Source organism: Corallococcus aberystwythensis (genome assembly GCF_003612165.1).
GTDB classification, from domain to species: domain Bacteria; phylum Myxococcota; class Myxococcia; order Myxococcales; family Myxococcaceae; genus Corallococcus; species Corallococcus aberystwythensis.
In genome coordinates this window covers 1-16066 of sequence record NZ_RAWK01000232.1, presented here as the reverse complement: position 1 = coordinate 16066, position 16066 = coordinate 1, and the positions used below count along the sequence as shown (strand labels likewise).

The following is a 16066-nucleotide window of genomic DNA, read 5'->3' as shown; positions in this document are numbered from 1 at the left end:
CTTCTGGACGGACCTGCTCCATGGCGCCGCGCCCGGGGGCGGGGGCAGGCGGGGCAGCAGGCAGGGCTCGACGCCCTGGAGCAGGTCCGTCCAGAAGCGGCGGGACTCGGAGTTCGCGACCGTGCGGCGCTCCTCCGCCACGAAGTCGCGGTAGCGCGACGCCACCGCGGGCAGCCACAGCTCCTCGCCCGCGAGCCGGGTGCGGTAGCGGGTGATGATCTCCTCCAGCATCGCCCCGTCGCTCCAGCCATCCAGCACGACGTGGTGCTCCACGACGGAGAGCTGGAAGCCGTTCACGCCGCGCGGGTGCACGGTGAAGGCGAGCAGCGGGGGCGAGGCAGGGTCGAAGCGGCGGAACTTCTCCCGGTCGATCCACGCCTGGAGCGTCGTGCGGAGGCCTTCCGCATCCAGCGCGCTCCAGTCCTCCGCCACGCGCAGGGGCACCACGACCTCCGGGTGCACCAGCTGGAGCGGCTCCGAGTACGTGGACAGATCGAACGAGCTTCTCAGCGCCGGGTGGCGGCGGAAGGTGTCCGTCAGCGCGCCCCGCAGGGCCGCTTCATCGAAGCGCGCGCCGACGTGGAGGCTGGTCACCACGCGGTAGACGGCCGTCGCGTCGTCGAACTCCGCGTGGAAGAGCATGCCCGCCTGCATCGCGCTCAGCGGGTAGGCGTCCTCCAGGCCCGCCGGCAGGCGGACGCGATCCGCCTCGCGCAGCAGGGAGAAGGGCGCCGCGTGCTCGCGCCGGTGGCCCGTGCCGTCCAGCGGGTGGAGCTGCTTCGCCAGCTCGCGCAGCGTCGGGTGGCGGAACAGGTCCTGGACGTGGAAGGTCAGCCCCTCCTTCTCCAGCGCCGCGCGCACGCGGATGCTGAGCATGGAGTCGCCGCCCAGCGCGAAGAACGAGTCGTCCAGGCCCACGTGCTCGCGTCCCAGCACGGCCTTCCAGACGGCGTGCAGCTGGACTTCGTGAGGCGTGGAGGGCGCCTCGCCGGGACCGGAGGACTCGAGGACGGGGGCGGGCAGGGCGCGCCGGTCGATCTTCCCGTTCGAGGACAGGGGCAGCGCGTCCAGCACGAGCAGGTGCGCGGGCACCATGTACTCCGGGAGCCGCTGGGCCACGAAGTCCGTCAGCTCGCGGGGCGTGGGGGCGTGGACGCCCGGCTTCGCCACCACGTGCGCCACCAGCCGGCGATCTCCCCGGGTGCGCTCCCAGGTGGTGACGATGGCCCCCTCCAGCGCCGGATGCGCCAGCAGGACGGACTCAATCTCCCCCAGCTCGATGCGGAAGCCGCGCAGCTTCACCTGGAAGTCCAGCCGGCCCAGGTACTCGATGGCGCCATCCGGCCGGTGCCGAGCGAGGTCCCCCGTCCGGTACATGCGGGCGCCGGGCTCGGAGGAGAAGGGGTCGGGGACGAAGCGCTCGCGCGTCAGCTCCGGGCGGTTGACGTAGCCGCGCGCCACCTGGACGCCGCCGATGTACAGCTCGCCGGGAACGCCGGGCGGCGTGAGCTGGCCGCTCCGGTCGAGCAGGTAGATGGCCGTGTTGTCCACCGGCCGCCCGATGGGGATGGGACCCGTGGCGTCCTCGGGCGCGCAGGCCCAGGCCGTCACGTCGATGGACGCCTCCGTGGGGCCGTACAGGTTGTGCAGCCCGATGCCGCACCGCTCGCGGGGGAAGGTGTCGAAGAAGGCGCGGACCGTCTCCGGCTTGAGGGCCTCGCCGCTGCACATCACCTGCCGCAGGCCCGTGACGGTGGTGGCTTCGGGCTCCGCCAGGAACAGGTCCAGCATGGGCGGGACGAAGTGCAGCGTGGTGACGGCCTCGTCGCGGATCGTCCTCGCCAGGTAGCGCGGATCCTTGTGGCCGCCAGGGGCCGCGAGGAACAGCCGGCTGCCCACGAGCAGCGGCCAGAAGAACTCCCACACCGACACGTCGAACGTGAACGGCGTCTTCTGCAACACCGTGTCGTCCGGGCCCAGGCGGTAGGTGTCCTGCATCCACAGGAGCCGGTTGACGACGCCCCGGTGCGGCACCGCGACGCCCTTGGGCTGACCGGTGGAGCCGGACGTGTAGATGACGTAGGCCGTGTCCTCCGGGCCCGCCGTCCGGGCCAGCGGCGCGGAGGGGGTGGGCAGCGTGGGCAGCAGCGTGTCCACGGCCAGGGCCGCGACGTGCAGGCCGTCCAGCCTGGCCGCCAGCGTGGAGCGGGTGAGCACCACGCGCAGGCCCGCGTCCTTCACCTGGAACTCCAGGCGGGCGCGCGGCAGCTCCGGATCCAACGGCACGTAGGCGCCGCCAGCCTTGAGGATGGCCAGCAAACCCACCACCAGCTCCAGCGAGCGTTCCTCGAACACGCCCACGTGCTGGCCGCCCGTGACACCGCGCTCGCGCAGGTGCGCCGCCAGCCGGTCCGCCCGTGCGTTCAGCTCCCGGTACGTCAGGGCGCTGCCAGCCACGGCGGCGGCCACCGCGTCGGGGGTCCCGCGGGCCTGCGCGTCGATGAGCTCGTGCAGGGGCCGCGTCAGGTCATGCGGACGCTTCGTGGCGTTGAGGCCCTCCACCAGGTGCTGGCGCTCCCCGTCGAGCAGCAGGTCCAGGCGGTCCACGGGCTGGGAGGGCTCCGCGAGCGCGAACCGCTCCAGGAAGCCGAGGAACCGGCGCTGGTGCCCGGCGATGTCGTCCGCGCTGTACAGCTCCGGGTTCGCGTCCAGGTAGAGCTGCACGTCGGAGCCGTCCGTGCGGCCGTAGAACCCGAGCAGCAGGTCCTTCACCGGCCCGGAGGACAGGTAGTGCGCGGTCGTGGCGTGCGCGCCGAAGCGCACCGCGTGATCGAAGGACACGACGTTGACCACCGGGCCGGTGGCGCTGGCCTCCTGGCCCTTCAGCCGCAGCGCGTGCTGCAGGTCCTCGCCCCGGTAGCGCTGGTGCATCAGCAGCCGGCCCACCTGGGAGGAGACCTGCTTCACCAGGGCCTGGAGGCTGGAGCCGGCGGGCACCGTCAGGCGCAGGGGCAGCTCGTTGGCGAGCATGCAGGGCGTCACACGCGACGCGGCCGTGAGCCGGCCCGTGACGGGCAGCGCGAGCACCACGTCCTCCGCGCCCGTCATCCGGTGCATCCAGGCCGCCGTCGCCGCGATGGCGATGACCGACCAGCGCGTCTGCTCCCGCGAGGCCGCCGTGCGCAGCGCTTCCAGCGTGCCCGGGGACAGGTGCGCGGTCCGGCGCAGGAGCCCGCGGGACGCCAGCGTCGCCGGCGTCGTCAGGCGGCCCGGCTCCGGAGGCGAGGCGAACGCGTCCTGCCAGTAGCTCCGGTCACGCCCGGCCTGCGGCGAGGAGAGATAGGACGCCTCCTCCTCCAACAGCGCGGACAGCGGCGCGAACGCGGGCAGCTCCTCCGGCGGATGCCCCACGAGCGCGGAGTAGCGCTGGGCCACCCGCCGCCAGTGGAGCGTCTGGCCAAAGCCGTCCATGAGGATGTGGTGGTAGCGGACGTAGAAGAAGCCGCGCTCCGGTCCCGCCTGGAAGAAGGCGTGGTGGAAGAGGGGAGCGCGGGTCAGGTCCACCGGACGTGAGAGGTCGGCTCGCATCCATGATTCGGCGGACTGCCGGGGATCCGCCTCCGCGCTCACGTCCACCACATCCATGGGGACGGATTCGAGTGAAGACAGGACCTGACAGGGACCGTCATCCGTCTCGGTGAAACAAACCCGTAGGGTTTCTGTTTCGCAGACAGTCTCCGCAACCGCCTGTCTCAGAAGTGAGACATCCACGGGCCCGTGGATCTCCAGCCAGGCGCCGCAGTTGTAGCGGGGATTCGAGGGATCCAGCTGCTGGGCAACCCAGACACCCCGTTGTGCTGCGGTCAGCGGCCATCGAGACACAGCCGTGTCGGTCCCAAACATCCGAGCATCCCCATTCGCAGGCGTCACCGAGAGCGGCGTCACCTGCAAGCTCTTGCTGCATTCCCCGGCCGGACAGTGGCGGTCTTAGCCATATCCAGTCAAGTAAAAATGGAACACTGCGGATTTGAAATAATCCGTGAACACCGCTGTTACGCGGAACAGCCGGAATCATTGCTCACGGCTCTGACACGAGCGCGGCGGTAGGGTGACGTTTCAGTCAACGCGCGACGCGCTAGGATGGGGACATGCTCCTGTCCGTGCTCACCGGTGTGTGGCTGTCGCTGTCCGGCGCGCTCGGTACGGAGCTGCGGCGGGACGGTTACAGCTTCCGTCCTCCGGACGCGTTCCGGATGACACGCTGGGAGCGCTACACCGGCTCGCACGTGGGCGCGGTATCGGAGGATGGCGTGCGCACGCGCGGCCTGTCCGCGGCGCTGGCGGACGGGGAGGGGCCGGACGCCGCCACGTTCCTCATCGCCGTGGTGGATGGAGGCTTCTCCGCCAGCCCCTCGGAGCGCGACGCCTTCTCCACCGCCGTGGTCCAGCACTTCCAGCGGGAGCTGGGCCTGGCGCTGACGCCGGAGCGGGTGGACCGGGTGGGCGGGCCGGTGCCCCGGGTGGAGGTGCTGGGGACGCTGCGTGAGGCAGGGCAGGTGCGCACGGTGCTGGTGACGGGGCTGGCCTCCGAAGGCCGCCACGCCGTGGTGACGGTCAGCGCGCCCGCCGCCCGCTGGGACGCCCTGGCTCCCGGGGTGCGCGCCTCGCTGGAGACGTTCCGCATGGAGGCCCCGGTGACGGGCGTCCTATCGCGGCGGCTCGCGGGGGCGCTGGCGGGCACGCTGGCGGGAGCGCTGCTGGTGTCCTACGCGGCGTGGCGCCGCCGCCGGCAGGGAGAGGGCCCGGCCGCTTCGTAGGGCCCTTCAACAGGGGGCGACAGCGTCCCCCGGCGGGGCTCGCGGTGGGCTACGGTGCCACCGCCCATGTTCTCCCTCCTCCTTGTCGCCGCGCTCGCGCAGGGGCCCGCGGCCCCTCCGGAGCCCTCGGCGTCGCCGCAAGCCCCGCCGGTCCTTCCGGTGCCGGATGCTGGCGTCGCGGACGCGGTGGTGCCGCCCCTGCCGGTGGCCTCGCTGCCCCCGGCCACGCACGAGCTGTTCCGCCGCATCCAGGGCCGCGTCGCGCAGGTGCGCATCATCGAGCGCCGCTCCGGCACGAAGTCCTCCATCGGCTCCGCGTTCTTCGTGAGCGCGAAGGGCCACGCCCTCACGAACTACCACGTCGTCTCCGACCTGGTGCTCCACCCGGAGGACTACACCGCGGAGCTGGACCGGGGCGACGCGACGGTGCCGGTGCGCCTGCTCGCAGTGGACGTGGCGAGCGACCTGGCGGTCATCCAGATGGACGCGCCCGTCAGCGACTACTTCAAGCTGGAGGAGCACGAGCCGCCGCAGGGCACGCGCCTGTTCGCCATGGGCAACCCGCGCGACCTGGGCACCACCATCGTGGAGGGCACGTACAACGGCCTGGTGCGCGACGCCCTCTATGAGCGCGTGCACTTCTCTGGTGCCATCAACCCCGGCATGAGCGGCGGTCCCACGCTCAGCGGCGAGGGCGGCGTCGTGGGCGTCAACGTGGCCACCATGGGCAACCAGGTGGGCTTCCTCGTGCCGGTGGTGCGCGCGCGGACGCTGCTGGACCGGGCGCTGGAGCAGAGCGCTCCTCCGGACCCTGCCGCGCTGATGACGTCCGTGAAGGACCAGCTGATGGCCAACCAGCAGCGCATCACCGACCGGCTGATGGCCACGGACCTGCCGAAGCAGTCGCTGGGGGAGTACCGCGTCCCCGGCCGCTGGAGCCCGTTCCTCAAGTGCTGGGGCGACACGCCGCATGATCCGGAGACGCCCTACACGGTGACGAGCTACCAGTGCTCCTCCGAGGAGGACATCTTCCTGTCCTCCAGCCACCGCACGGGCGTGGTGACGTACCTGCACCAGCACGTCGAAAGCCAGAAGCTGGGCGCGATGCGCTTCTCCGCGCTCTACAGCACGCTCTTCTCGCAGGACCCGGACGCGGTGGCCGCCACGCGCGAGGACGTCACCAACTTCCGCTGCAAGTCGGAGTTCGTGGACGTGAAGGGCCTCACGGTGCGCGCCGCCATCTGCCTGCGTGCCTACCGCCGCTTCCCGGGCCTCTACGACCTGGTGCTGCGCGCGGCCACGCTGAACGCGACCACGCACGGCGTGGACACCAGCCTCACGCTGGGCGGCTTCTCCGCGGAGAACGCGCGCAAGCTGGCGCGCCGCTACCTGGAGGGGCTGTCGTGGACGAAGTGATCTTCCTGGAGGTGCTGGAAGGGGACGCCGTCCACTCACGCCACCGGCTGGACAAGCTGCCGGTGACGGTGGGGCGCGGCTACGCCAACGACATCATCCTGGACGACCCCAAGGTCTCCGCCGAACACCTGCGTCTGGAGCGGCGCGAGGACGGCGCGGTGGTGCTGCATGACGTGGGCAGCGTCAACGGCACCTTCAGCGTGGAGCCCTGGGCGGCGCTGAAGGAGCTGGTCATCACCCCGGACACCCGCGTGGCCGTGGGCGACACGGTGCTGCGCTTCCGGCCGCGCAACTTCGTGGTGGAGGAGACCGTCGTCAACGAAGCGCCCGCCTCCGCGCGCGAGCGCCTCTTCGAGCGTCCCCGCGCCTTCGCGCTGGCGATGCAGGCGCTGGTGGCCACGTCCTTCATCTCCGAGCGGGTGACCCAGTTCCAGAAGACGGACTGGGGCGACCTGCTGCTGGCCAGCGTGGTGCCGGTGGGCCTGGCGCTCTTGTGGGCCGGAGGCTGGTCGCTGGCAAGCCGCATCGCGCGCCGCAGCTTCCACTTCCGGGTGCACGCCACCATTGGCGCGCTGCTGCTCTTGGGCTTCGCGGTGGCGCCGCCCCTGTTCGCGCTGTTCAGCTTCAGCTTCTCGCTGGGCGCGTGGCTGGGCTCGGTGCGCACGCTGGCCATGCTGGGGCTGGTGGGGTGGGGGCTCTACTGGCACCTGCGCTACGTGACGCGCTGGAGCGCGAAGCGGGTGGTGCGCGGGCTCGTCATCGCGTCGGTGGGCGTGCTGGTGCTGACGAACGTGACGGAGCTCCTGGGCAACGAGCCCTTCAGTGAAGCGCTGGAGTTCCCCCGGTCGCTCCTGCCGCCGGTGCTGCGCGTGGCCCCGGCGCACTCCATGGATTCGTTCTTCGAGGACACGAAGCCGCTGGAGAAGAAGGTGGACGCGCTCACGAAGGAGCGCTGAAGGCGCGTCCACCGGGTGGCACCGCGCTACAGGCCGCGCACCGCGTGCGGCTTGTAGGGGGCCTCCAGCGCCTTCACCTCTTCGGGCGTGAGCTTGAGGCTCACGGCCTTCACCGCGTCCTCCAGGTGCTCGGGCTTCGTCGCGCCGATGATGGGCGCGGTGACGACGGGCTTGGACAACAGCCACGCCAGCGACACCTGCGCGGGCGGGGCCTTGCGCGCTTCCGCCACCTGCTTCACCGCCTCCACCACGTCCCAGTCCCCGGGCTGGTTGTAGAGGATGGGCGACAGCGTGTCGGAGCCCGCGCGCGTCGTGGACTCCTTGTCGTCCAGTGACTTGCGTGAACCCGCCAGCAGCCCCCGCGCCAGCGGCGACCAGGGGATGACGCCCACGCCCTCCGCCTCGCAGAGGGGCAGCATCTCCCGCTCCTCCTCGCGGTAGACGAGGTTGTAGTGGTTCTGCATGGACACGAAGCGCGCCCAGCCATTGCGCTCGGACACGCTGAGCGCGCGCATGAACTGCCACGCGTACGCGGAGCTGGCGCCCAGGTAGCGCACCTTGCCCTGGCGCACGAGCTGATCCAACGCGGACAGCGTCTCCTCGATGGGCGTGTTCGGGTCCATCCGGTGGATTTGATAGAGGTCGATGGTGTCCACGCCCAGCCGCTTGAGGCTCGCCTCGCACGCCTGCGTAATCGCCTTGCGCGACAGGCCCCGCTCGTTCTGGCCGCTGCCGGTGGGGAAGTAGACCTTCGTCGCCAGCACCACCTCATCCATCTTCGCGTACTTGCGCAGCGCGCGGCCCGTGACCTCCTCGCTGACGCCGTCCGAGTACATGTTCGCGGTGTCGAAGAAGGTGACGCCCAGCTCCACCGCGCGGCGGAAGAAGGGCTGCGAGGCCTCCTCGTCCAGCACCCACGGGCGCCACTTCGGGGTGCCGTAGCTCATGCAGCCCAGGCAGATGCGGGAGACCCGCAGGCCCGTGTGTCCCAGGTTGGCGTACTTCATGGTCCGCTCCTTCGCGTGCAGTGCCAGCTTCGTTCGCTGCTTGCGTATGCCCAGCATGAGCGAGCGCTTCAACCTCCTGTCGCCGGAAGTGAAGGCCAACCCCTATCCCACCTACGCCCGCATGCGCCGCGAGGCCCCCGTGTGTCAGGTGGAGCCCGGTGGCATGTGGGCCGTGTCGCGCCATGAGGACGTGCTGCGCGTCCTCAAGGACCCCCAGCGCTTCTCCTCGCAGGGCTTCCGCGTGGCCACCAACCCGCCGTGGCTGGGCGGCAATCCCTTCTCCGAGTCCATGCTGACGATGGATCCGCCCCAGCACGGCCGCCTGCGGGTGCTGGTGCAGAAGGCCTTCGGCGCACAGGCCATGGCCCGGCTGGAGCCCCGCGTGCGCGACATTTGCCGGCAGGCGGTGGCGGAGCTGCCCCGGGGCGTGCCGGTGGACCTGATGCCTCCGTACGCCCTGCGCATTCCCGCCGCCGTCATCAGCGACCTCCTGGGCCTGGACCCCACGCGCGCCGCGCGCCTGAAGCAGTGGGCGGACCTGATCACGGGCGGCGTCACCACCGTCCGGCCGGAGGAGGAGGACCGCAAGCAGCGGGCCCGCGACGCGGTGGCGGAGCTGCGCCAGTACTTCGGCGAGGTGCTGGACGCCCGCGCCCGCGCGCCCGGCACGGATCTGGTCAGCGAGCTGCAACAGGCCCGCGTGGACGGCGAGGCGCTGTCCAGGGACGAGCTCATCGCGTTCATGGCCCTTCTGCTGGTGGGCGGCATCGAGACGGTGGTGCACCTGCTGGGCGCGTCGCTCGTCGTGCTGCGGGAGCACCCGGAGATCTGGGCCCAGCTGCGCGCGGACCGCTCGCGCATCCCGGCCTTCATCGACGAGGTGCTGCGCTTCGAGCCGCCCGCCCAGGCCGCGCCGCGCCTCACCACGGAGGCGGTGGAGCTGGGCGGGGTGAGCCTGCCCAAGGGCGCTCCGGTGCTGGTGCTCCTGGGCTCCGCCGCGCATGACGACGCGCACTTCCCGGACGGCGACCGCTTCAACCTGTCCCGCCCCGGCCCGCAGAACCTGCCCTTCGGCCACGGCGTCCATTTCTGCCTGGGGGCGCAGCTGGCGCGCATGGAGGGACGCCTGGCCCTGGAGGCGCTGCTGGACGCCTTCCGCCACCTGCAGGCTGGCCCGGAGCCCATGACGTGGCATCGCACGCTGGTGGTGCGCGGGCCCGCCACGCTGCCGCTCGTCCTGCACCCGCTCTGAAAAAGACGACGGGCAGGTCCCCGTGAAGGAACCTGCCCGCGTCACTTCAGGTGCTGAAGCCGAGCGCTACGCCCGGACTTCCGCCGGAGGCGTGTCCGTGGAGGTGGCCGCGGGGAGCGCTCCCTCCTTGAAGGGAGACGTCTCCATGGCCGCCTTGAGGACGTCGTCCATGTGCGTGGCGAAGATGAACTCCAGCTCGTTCTTCGCCTGATCCGGCACGTCGATGAGGTCCTTGCGGCAACGCTCCGGCAGGATGACGCGCTTGATGCCCGCGCGGTGCGCCGCCAGGACCTTCTCCTTGATGCCGCCCACCGGCAGCACCAGGCCACGCAGCGTGGCCTCGCCCGTCATCGCCGTGTCGTGCCGCACCCGGATGCCCGTGAGCAGGCTGGTGAGCGCGGTCAGGATGGTGACGCCGGCCGAAGGACCATCCTTGGGGATGGAGCCCGCGGGGAAGTGCAGGTGGATGTCCGTCTTCTCCAGGAAGTTGGGCGGGATGCCGAGCGCCTCCGCCTTGCTGCGCAGGTAGCTCAGCGCCGCCGTGGCGGACTCCTTCATCACGTCGCCCAGCTGGCCGGTGAGGGTCATGCCGCCCTTGCCCGCCATCTTGGTCGCTTCGATGAAGAGCAGGTCGCCACCCGCCGCGGTCCACGCGAGGCCCGTCGCCACACCGGGAACCTCCGTGCGCTCCGCGACCTCCGAGTAGAACATCTCGGGCCCGAGGATCTCCTTCACGCGCTCCGCGCCGATGACCTGCTTGTCCATCTTGCCGCCGGCCACCTCCACCGCCACCGCGCGGCAGATGTCCGCGATGCGGCGCTCCAGGTTACGCACGCCCGCCTCGCGGGTGTACGACGTGGTCAGGATGAGCAACGCCTCGTCCTGCACCTCGATGTGGTCCCCGGACAGGCCGTGCTCCCTGAGCTGCTTCGGCACGAGGTGGATGCGGGCAATGGCCTGCTTCTCCTCGAACGTGTAGCCCGTCAGCTCGATGATCTCCATGCGGTCCCGGAGCGGCCCGGGGATGGGGTCGAGCTGGTTCGCCGTGGCGACGAACATGACCTTCGACAGGTCGAACGCCACGTCCAGGTAGTGGTCGCTGAACGTGCTGTTCTGCTCCGGGTCCAGCACCTCCAGCAGCGCCGCGCTCGGGTCGCCGCGGAAGTCCGCGCCCAGCTTGTCGATTTCGTCCAGCATCATGACCGGGTTCTTCGTCCCGGCCTTCTTCATGCTCTGGATGAAGCGGCCCGGCAGCGCGCCCACGTAGGTGCGGCGGTGGCCACGGATTTCGGCCTCGTCACGCACGCCGCCCAGGGACAGGCGCACGAACTTGCGGCCGGTGGCCTTGGCCACGCTCTGGCCCAGCGACGTCTTGCCGACGCCCGGGGGACCGACGAGGCACAGGATGGGCCCGCGCATGTCGTTCTTCAGCTTGCGGACGGCCAGGTACTCCAGGATGCGCTTCTTCACCTTCTTGATGCCGAAGTGATCCTTGTCCAGCTGCTGGCGCGCGTTCTCGATGTCGAGGTTGTCCTCGCTGATCTTCGACCACGGCAGGTCCGCGATCCAATCCAGGTAGGTGCGCGCGACGGTGTACTCGCTGGAGGCCGCCGGGATCGTCTTGAGGCGGTTGAGCTCCTTCTGGGCGACCTTCTCCACCTCGGGGGGCAGGGCGGCCTTCTTCAGGCGCTCCTGCAGTTCGTCGAGCTCCTCCTCCTCCTCGCCCATCTCGCCGAGCTCTTCCTTGATCGCCTTGAGCTGCTGGCGCAGGTAGTACTCGCGCTGGGTCTTCGACATCTCGCCCTTCACGGCGGAGTCGATCTTGTTGGAGAGCTTGAGGATCTCGCGCTTGCGGTTGAGCAGCTCCAGGACGAGCTTCATGCGCGCCTTGAGGTCGACCGTCTCCAGCACGGCCTGCTTCTCCTCGATGGGCACGTCCACGTTGGCGGCGATGAGGTCCGCCAGGTGGCCCGGGTGCGTGATGCTCTCCACCAGCTCCGTGGCGGCGGCGGGCAGCTCGGGCATCAGCTCGATGACCTCGCGCGCCAGCTTCTTCAGGTTGATGCCCAGGGCCTCCACTTCGACGTTCTCGGAGGAGGTCTTGTCCTCCACCGCGTCGACGCGGGCCTTCAGGTAGGGGGCTTCCTGCACCAGCTCCATCACGCGGAAGCGCGCGAGGCCCTGGACCACGAGCGAGTAGTTGTCCTCGCCCATCTTCAGCAGCTTCACGATGCGGGCGACGGTGCCCATCGTGTAAAGGTCGGACGCGCCCGGATCCTCTTCCTCGGCGCGGCGCTGCGTCACGACGCCGATGACCTGGTCGTCACGCACGGCGTCCTTGATCAGCGCGATCGTCTTCTGGCGGCCGACGGCCAGGGGCAGCACGCCGCCGGGGAAGAAGACACTGTTGCGAAGCGGCAGGATGGGCAGCACCTGCGGGATGTCTTCCTTGTTGATGAGCCCCGGAGGAGCCATCGCGGTGGGCATGGCGCTGGCCGCGGTGCCCTTCTTCTTCTCGTCAGACATGGGAGTTCGGCCTCTTCCTTGCTTGAACCCGGTCAGCAAGCGGCCGGGCCGGTGAACCATCCGGTTGTTTTCTGTGACGGATGAACCAACGTAACAACCAAACCGGACATGGCAAACGCGATGTGCGTTATTTCCGTGCCTCGTCGGCTGTACGACGCTCCTCCTTTAACGGCCCAGAAGTCTCGCGTCCGGCGAAGGGGTGGGGCATGCTCGCCCCCCTCTCACGCTTGATGCGGTGCGCGAGCGCGCCCCCGCACTGGAGGCCGATGTGAAGCTCCACACCTGCGCCCACCTGATGTCGCTGTCCGCGCTCCTGGCGCTCGGATGCCACTCTCCCGTGGACGACGAAGGCTCCACCGTGCCGGACGCCTGCGAGGCGACGCCGCCGGTGGTGGCGCCCCAGAAGACGGACATCCTCTTCGTCATCGACAACTCCGGCTCCATGCGGGAGGAGCAGCAGGGCATCGCGACGGAGTTGCCTGCCTTCCTGGCCGCGCTGAAGGAGGGCAGCGGCGTGGCCCAGGACTTCCGCGTGGGGGTCATCACCACCTCCGTGTACCAGCGCCAGCTGCTGGGCGACGGCGTGGACCTCATCCGCTCCTTTCCTGATCAGGAGGGAAAGCTGCAGCCGGTGAGGGACGAATCAAACCAGCCCACCGCCGAGCGCTTCATCGAGAGCTCGGATCCGCTGCTGCTGCCCAAGTTCCAGCGCCTGGTGGATCAGGGAACGTCCGGCAGTGGTCAGGAGTCGCCCTTCGAGGCGGTGCGCCTGGCGGTCGCCTCGCCCCTGGCCGCCCAGCCGCTGGCGGAAGGAGGCAACGGAGGCTTCCTCCGGGACGACGCCCGCCTGCTGGTGGTGGTGGTGTCCGACGAGGAGGACTGCAGCTCCAAGGAGCGGCCGCCCCCGGTGTTCCTGGGGCAGGACACGGCCGTGGACTCGTGCACCGCGCAGGGGGACAAGCTCACGCCGGTGTCGGAGTACTACCAGGCCTTCCAGGGCCTGCGTGACAGCCGGGGCGCGTCGCGCGAGGTGCTGTGGGCGACCATCGGGCCGGTGGCGCTGACGGACAAGCGCGCGGAGCTGACGACGGAGACGGTGGGGGACACCACCTACGTGCGCAACGTCGACTGCCCGACGTCCTACGGTCCGGGCTACCGGCAGAGCGACATGGCGAAGGCGTTCGACGCGACCCGGGCGAACCTGGATTCCATCTGCAAGCCGAGCTACCAGCAGACGCTGCTGGACATCGCGGATCTGGCCACGGTGGCGCAGAGCGTGGCCGTGGTGAACCTGCCGGATCCGCGGCTCGCGGTGGTGAACGTCACGCGCGCGGACGGCTCCGTGCAGACGTGCACCGCGGCCAACGGCGACTTCCGCTACGAGCCCCCCAGCGGCGACCGCTCCGCGCGCATCTTCTTCCTGGGCCCGTGCCTGCGCCGCGTGGGCGACACGAAGGTGGAGGTGAAGGTGCTGTGCGCCGGGTAGCCCGGAGCTGATCCGCGCGTCGCACCCGGAGGGCCCCGCGAAGCACGCGGGGCCCTTTTTCGTGGTCCTTCGCATGACCTGTCATGTCCGGTGCCGCATGAAGTGAAGCGCGTGGATCCGACCGCTCCCGTCGAGTGGAGCACCCGACGCGACAGGTTTCATCCGCCCGGAATGCCGCCTGCTGGGGTGTCAGACGGCTTCGGATACTGGCCTCATGCGCGCGGGTGCGCGAGGCGAGGAGTCCCCATGGGCGCGGCAATCGAACGGTCGGGGTTGGCGGTGGTGGAGGAGCTGCGCGAACGGATCCGCCAGTTGCAGGCGGCGCCCCGTCGCGCGCTGTCGGTGCTGCGCACGGGTGTGGACGCGGTGGACGCGCTGCTGCCCCAGGGCGGCCTGCCGCTGGGGACTTCCGTGGAGCTGTGCGGCGAGGCGGCGTCGGGGCGCACCAGCCTGGCGCTGCGCGCGGTGGCGTCCGCGCACCGGGAGCTGCGCTTGTGCGCGTGGGTGGATGGGCCCAGGGAGCTCTATCCCCCCGCCGCGGCGGCGCTGGGTGTGGACCTGGAGCGGCTGCTCGTCGTGCGGCCCCGGGCCTTCGCGCAGCGGGTGTGGTCCACGGTGCAACTGGCGCGCAGCGGCGCCTTCACTGCGGTGGTGCTGGACCTGACGCTCGGCGTGGGCGCCCCGGGGCGTCCGGAGCGGCTGGCGTTGACGGAAGCGCGCAAGCTCGCGGACGCGGCGGCGCGGGGTGGGACGCTGGTGCTGCTCTTGACGTCGCCGGAGGCTCCCGCGGACGGGCTCGCGCGGCTGCGGCTGGAGGCCCGGGGCGTCCAGGGCTGGTCCGTGGAGTTGGAGCGCAGCCGGGGCGGAGGCGTGGGGACGCGCATCGTGTGTCCCTGGCGGGAGCTCTACCCGGAGGTGGGGCTGGATGCCGGGGCGCGGCTGCTGGACGCGGACACGGCGGAACCGGGGGACGCGGGGCCGGGCTTCTACCGCGACCCGGGAGACCGCGTGCGCAACGGCCTGGGCATCCTGGGCCAGCGTCCCGGCCGCGACGCGCCCATGCCTTCCCTGGGTGACGCGCTGTCGCCGGACGGCCGCTAAAGGACGGTGGGCCATGCGGAGGGGCTACCTGTACGTCACGCGCTTCCCGGTGCAGCGCAAGGTCATTGAATCGCCCGCGCTCGCGGGACAGCCGCTGGTGCTGGTGGAGGAGGTGCGCGGCCAGCGCCGGGTGGCCTTCGCCTCCACGCGCGCGCTGAAGGCCGGCGTGCGGCCGGGGATGACGCTGACGGCGGCCACCGCGCTGGAGCCCGGGCTGCGGCACTTCCCGTACCGGCCCAAGGACGAGGCCCAGGCGCTGGCCGCGCTGGGGGAGTCGCTGCTCGGCCTGTGCCCGGGCTTCCAGCGCGACGCGCCCGAAGGGCTGTGGTTCGACGCGAGCGCGGCGCACCTGGTGGGGGGCGAGCCGGAGCTGGGCGCGCGCGTGCTGGAGGTCTGCGCCGAGCAGGGCTACCGGGCGCACGTGACGGTGGCGTCGGAGGCGTTCACCTCGCGGGTGCTGGCGCGGCATGGCTCCCGGCGGGTGGAGGTGGTGCCCCAGGGGCAGGGTGCCCGGGCGCTGGCGCCGCTGCCGCTGGGCGCGCTGGAGGACGCCGCGGCGCGGGCCTTCTCCGTCCTGGGGCTGTCCACGCTGGGGGAGGTGGCGGCGCTGCCGGCCGGTGCGGTGACGGCGCGCGGAGGCGCGAGCGCGGCCCGGGCCCACGCGCGGTGCCGGGGCGTGGACGACACGCCCTTCACGCCGGAGCCGCTGGAGGAGGCGCTGGAGGACCGGGTGGTGCTGGACGCTCCCGCGGACACCTTCGAACCCGTGCAGTTCGCGCTCAAGACGCTGTTGGACCGGCTGGGCGCGCGGCTCTCCGGGCGGCAGCGGGCGGCGGTGCGGCTCACCTTCGTGTTGCGACTGGACCCCACCGGCGAGGCCGAGGTGCCGCTCCTGCTGGCGCGGCCCACTGCGCGCGCGAAGCTGCTGCTGGACCTGGCGCGGCACCGGCTGGGGGAGATGCGGCTGGAGCGGCCGGTGGCGGAGGTCGCCGTGCGGGTGGACGCGCACGACGAGGACCTGGGCCAGCAGCTCGCGCTGGGGGATGCGCCGGAAGGGGACGCGGCCCTGGAGGGCGTGCTGTCCCGGCTGGCGACGACGCTGGGCGAGGAGGCGCTGTTCGCCGCGTCCCTGGAGCCGGTGCACCGGCCGGAGTCCGCGCACGCCCCCAAGGCCTTCCACCCTCCAGAGGCGCGGCGCGGCCTGCTGTCGCCTTCAGGCCCGTTGTCCCCCTCGGAGGGGGCGCCGGAGCCCGCGGCGCCCATCACCGTCTGGCGCGAGGCAGGGGCGGCCCGGGAGCGGCCGTCGCGGCTGTTGGCCCAGCCGGCCCGGCTGGAGGCGGAGGTGGGGGCGTCCGGGGAGATGCTGGCGGCGCGGCTCGCGGGAAGGCGGCACCGGGTGACGGCGATGGCGGGGCCGGAGCGGCTGGGTGGTGAGTGGTGGACGGACACCCCGTACCAGCGGGACTACTACCGCGTGCACTTCGAGGGGCTGGGGCCTGCCTGGG

10 protein-coding genes are annotated in these 16066 nt (G+C 71.4%); 7 read left to right on the top strand and 3 right to left on the bottom strand.

The window, feature by feature from the left end:
- Positions 1-3903, bottom strand: a 3903-nt coding sequence (locus D7W81_RS30775) for a non-ribosomal peptide synthetase (RefSeq protein ID WP_147445677.1), incomplete at its 3' end; no start/stop codon positions are given.
- Between the two features lie 245 nt (positions 3904-4148).
- Between D7W81_RS30775 and D7W81_RS30770 the strand changes: the two genes are divergently transcribed.
- From D7W81_RS30770 to D7W81_RS30760, 3 genes are all read left to right on the top strand, one after another.
- Positions 4149-4817, top strand: a complete 669-nt coding sequence (locus D7W81_RS30770; protein WP_120558968.1) for a hypothetical protein — start codon at positions 4149-4151, stop codon at positions 4815-4817.
- Positions 4818-4883: 66 nt separating this feature from the next.
- Positions 4884-6233 (top strand): S1 family peptidase, encoded by a 1350-nt coding sequence (locus D7W81_RS30765; protein WP_120558967.1) that lies wholly within the window; start codon positions 4884-4886, stop codon positions 6231-6233.
- Positions 6221-7189: an FHA domain-containing protein gene (locus tag D7W81_RS30760; protein WP_120558966.1), complete on the top strand. Its 969-nt coding sequence runs from the start codon at positions 6221-6223 to the stop codon at positions 7187-7189. The genes D7W81_RS30765 and D7W81_RS30760 overlap by 13 nt, the downstream gene beginning before the upstream one ends.
- Positions 7190-7215: 26 nt before the next feature.
- Here the strand turns inward: D7W81_RS30760 and D7W81_RS30755 are convergent, their stop codons facing one another.
- Positions 7216-8196, bottom strand: coding sequence for an aldo/keto reductase (locus D7W81_RS30755; RefSeq protein ID WP_120558972.1), 981 nt, complete (start codon positions 8194-8196; stop codon positions 7216-7218).
- A 55-nt stretch (positions 8197-8251) separates the two neighbouring features.
- Between D7W81_RS30755 and D7W81_RS30750 the strand changes: the two genes are divergently transcribed.
- The gene (locus D7W81_RS30750; protein ID WP_120558971.1) at positions 8252-9448 is read left to right on the top strand and encodes a cytochrome P450; all 1197 of its coding nucleotides are present in this window, start codon (positions 8252-8254) and stop codon (positions 9446-9448) included.
- A gap of 66 nt (positions 9449-9514) precedes the next feature.
- Here D7W81_RS30750 and lon read toward each other — a convergent pair whose 3' ends face one another.
- On the bottom strand, positions 9515-11974 hold the full coding sequence (lon, locus tag D7W81_RS30745; RefSeq protein ID WP_120558965.1) for an endopeptidase La: 2460 nt from the start codon (positions 11972-11974) through the stop codon (positions 9515-9517).
- A 268-nt stretch (positions 11975-12242) separates the two neighbouring features.
- On the opposite strand from lon, the gene D7W81_RS30740 reads away from it, so the two are divergent.
- The 3 genes from D7W81_RS30740 to D7W81_RS30730 all read left to right on the top strand — a co-directional run.
- The gene (locus tag D7W81_RS30740; protein WP_120558970.1) at positions 12243-13460 is read left to right on the top strand and encodes a vWA domain-containing protein; all 1218 of its coding nucleotides are present in this window, start codon (positions 12243-12245) and stop codon (positions 13458-13460) included.
- A 246-nt stretch (positions 13461-13706) separates the two neighbouring features.
- Positions 13707-14561, top strand: a complete 855-nt coding sequence (locus tag D7W81_RS30735) for an ImuA family protein (protein WP_120558964.1) — start codon at positions 13707-13709, stop codon at positions 14559-14561.
- Positions 14562-14574: 13 nt separating this feature from the next.
- On the top strand, positions 14575-16066 hold a 1492-nt coding region (locus D7W81_RS30730), incomplete at its 3' end, for a Y-family DNA polymerase (protein ID WP_147445676.1).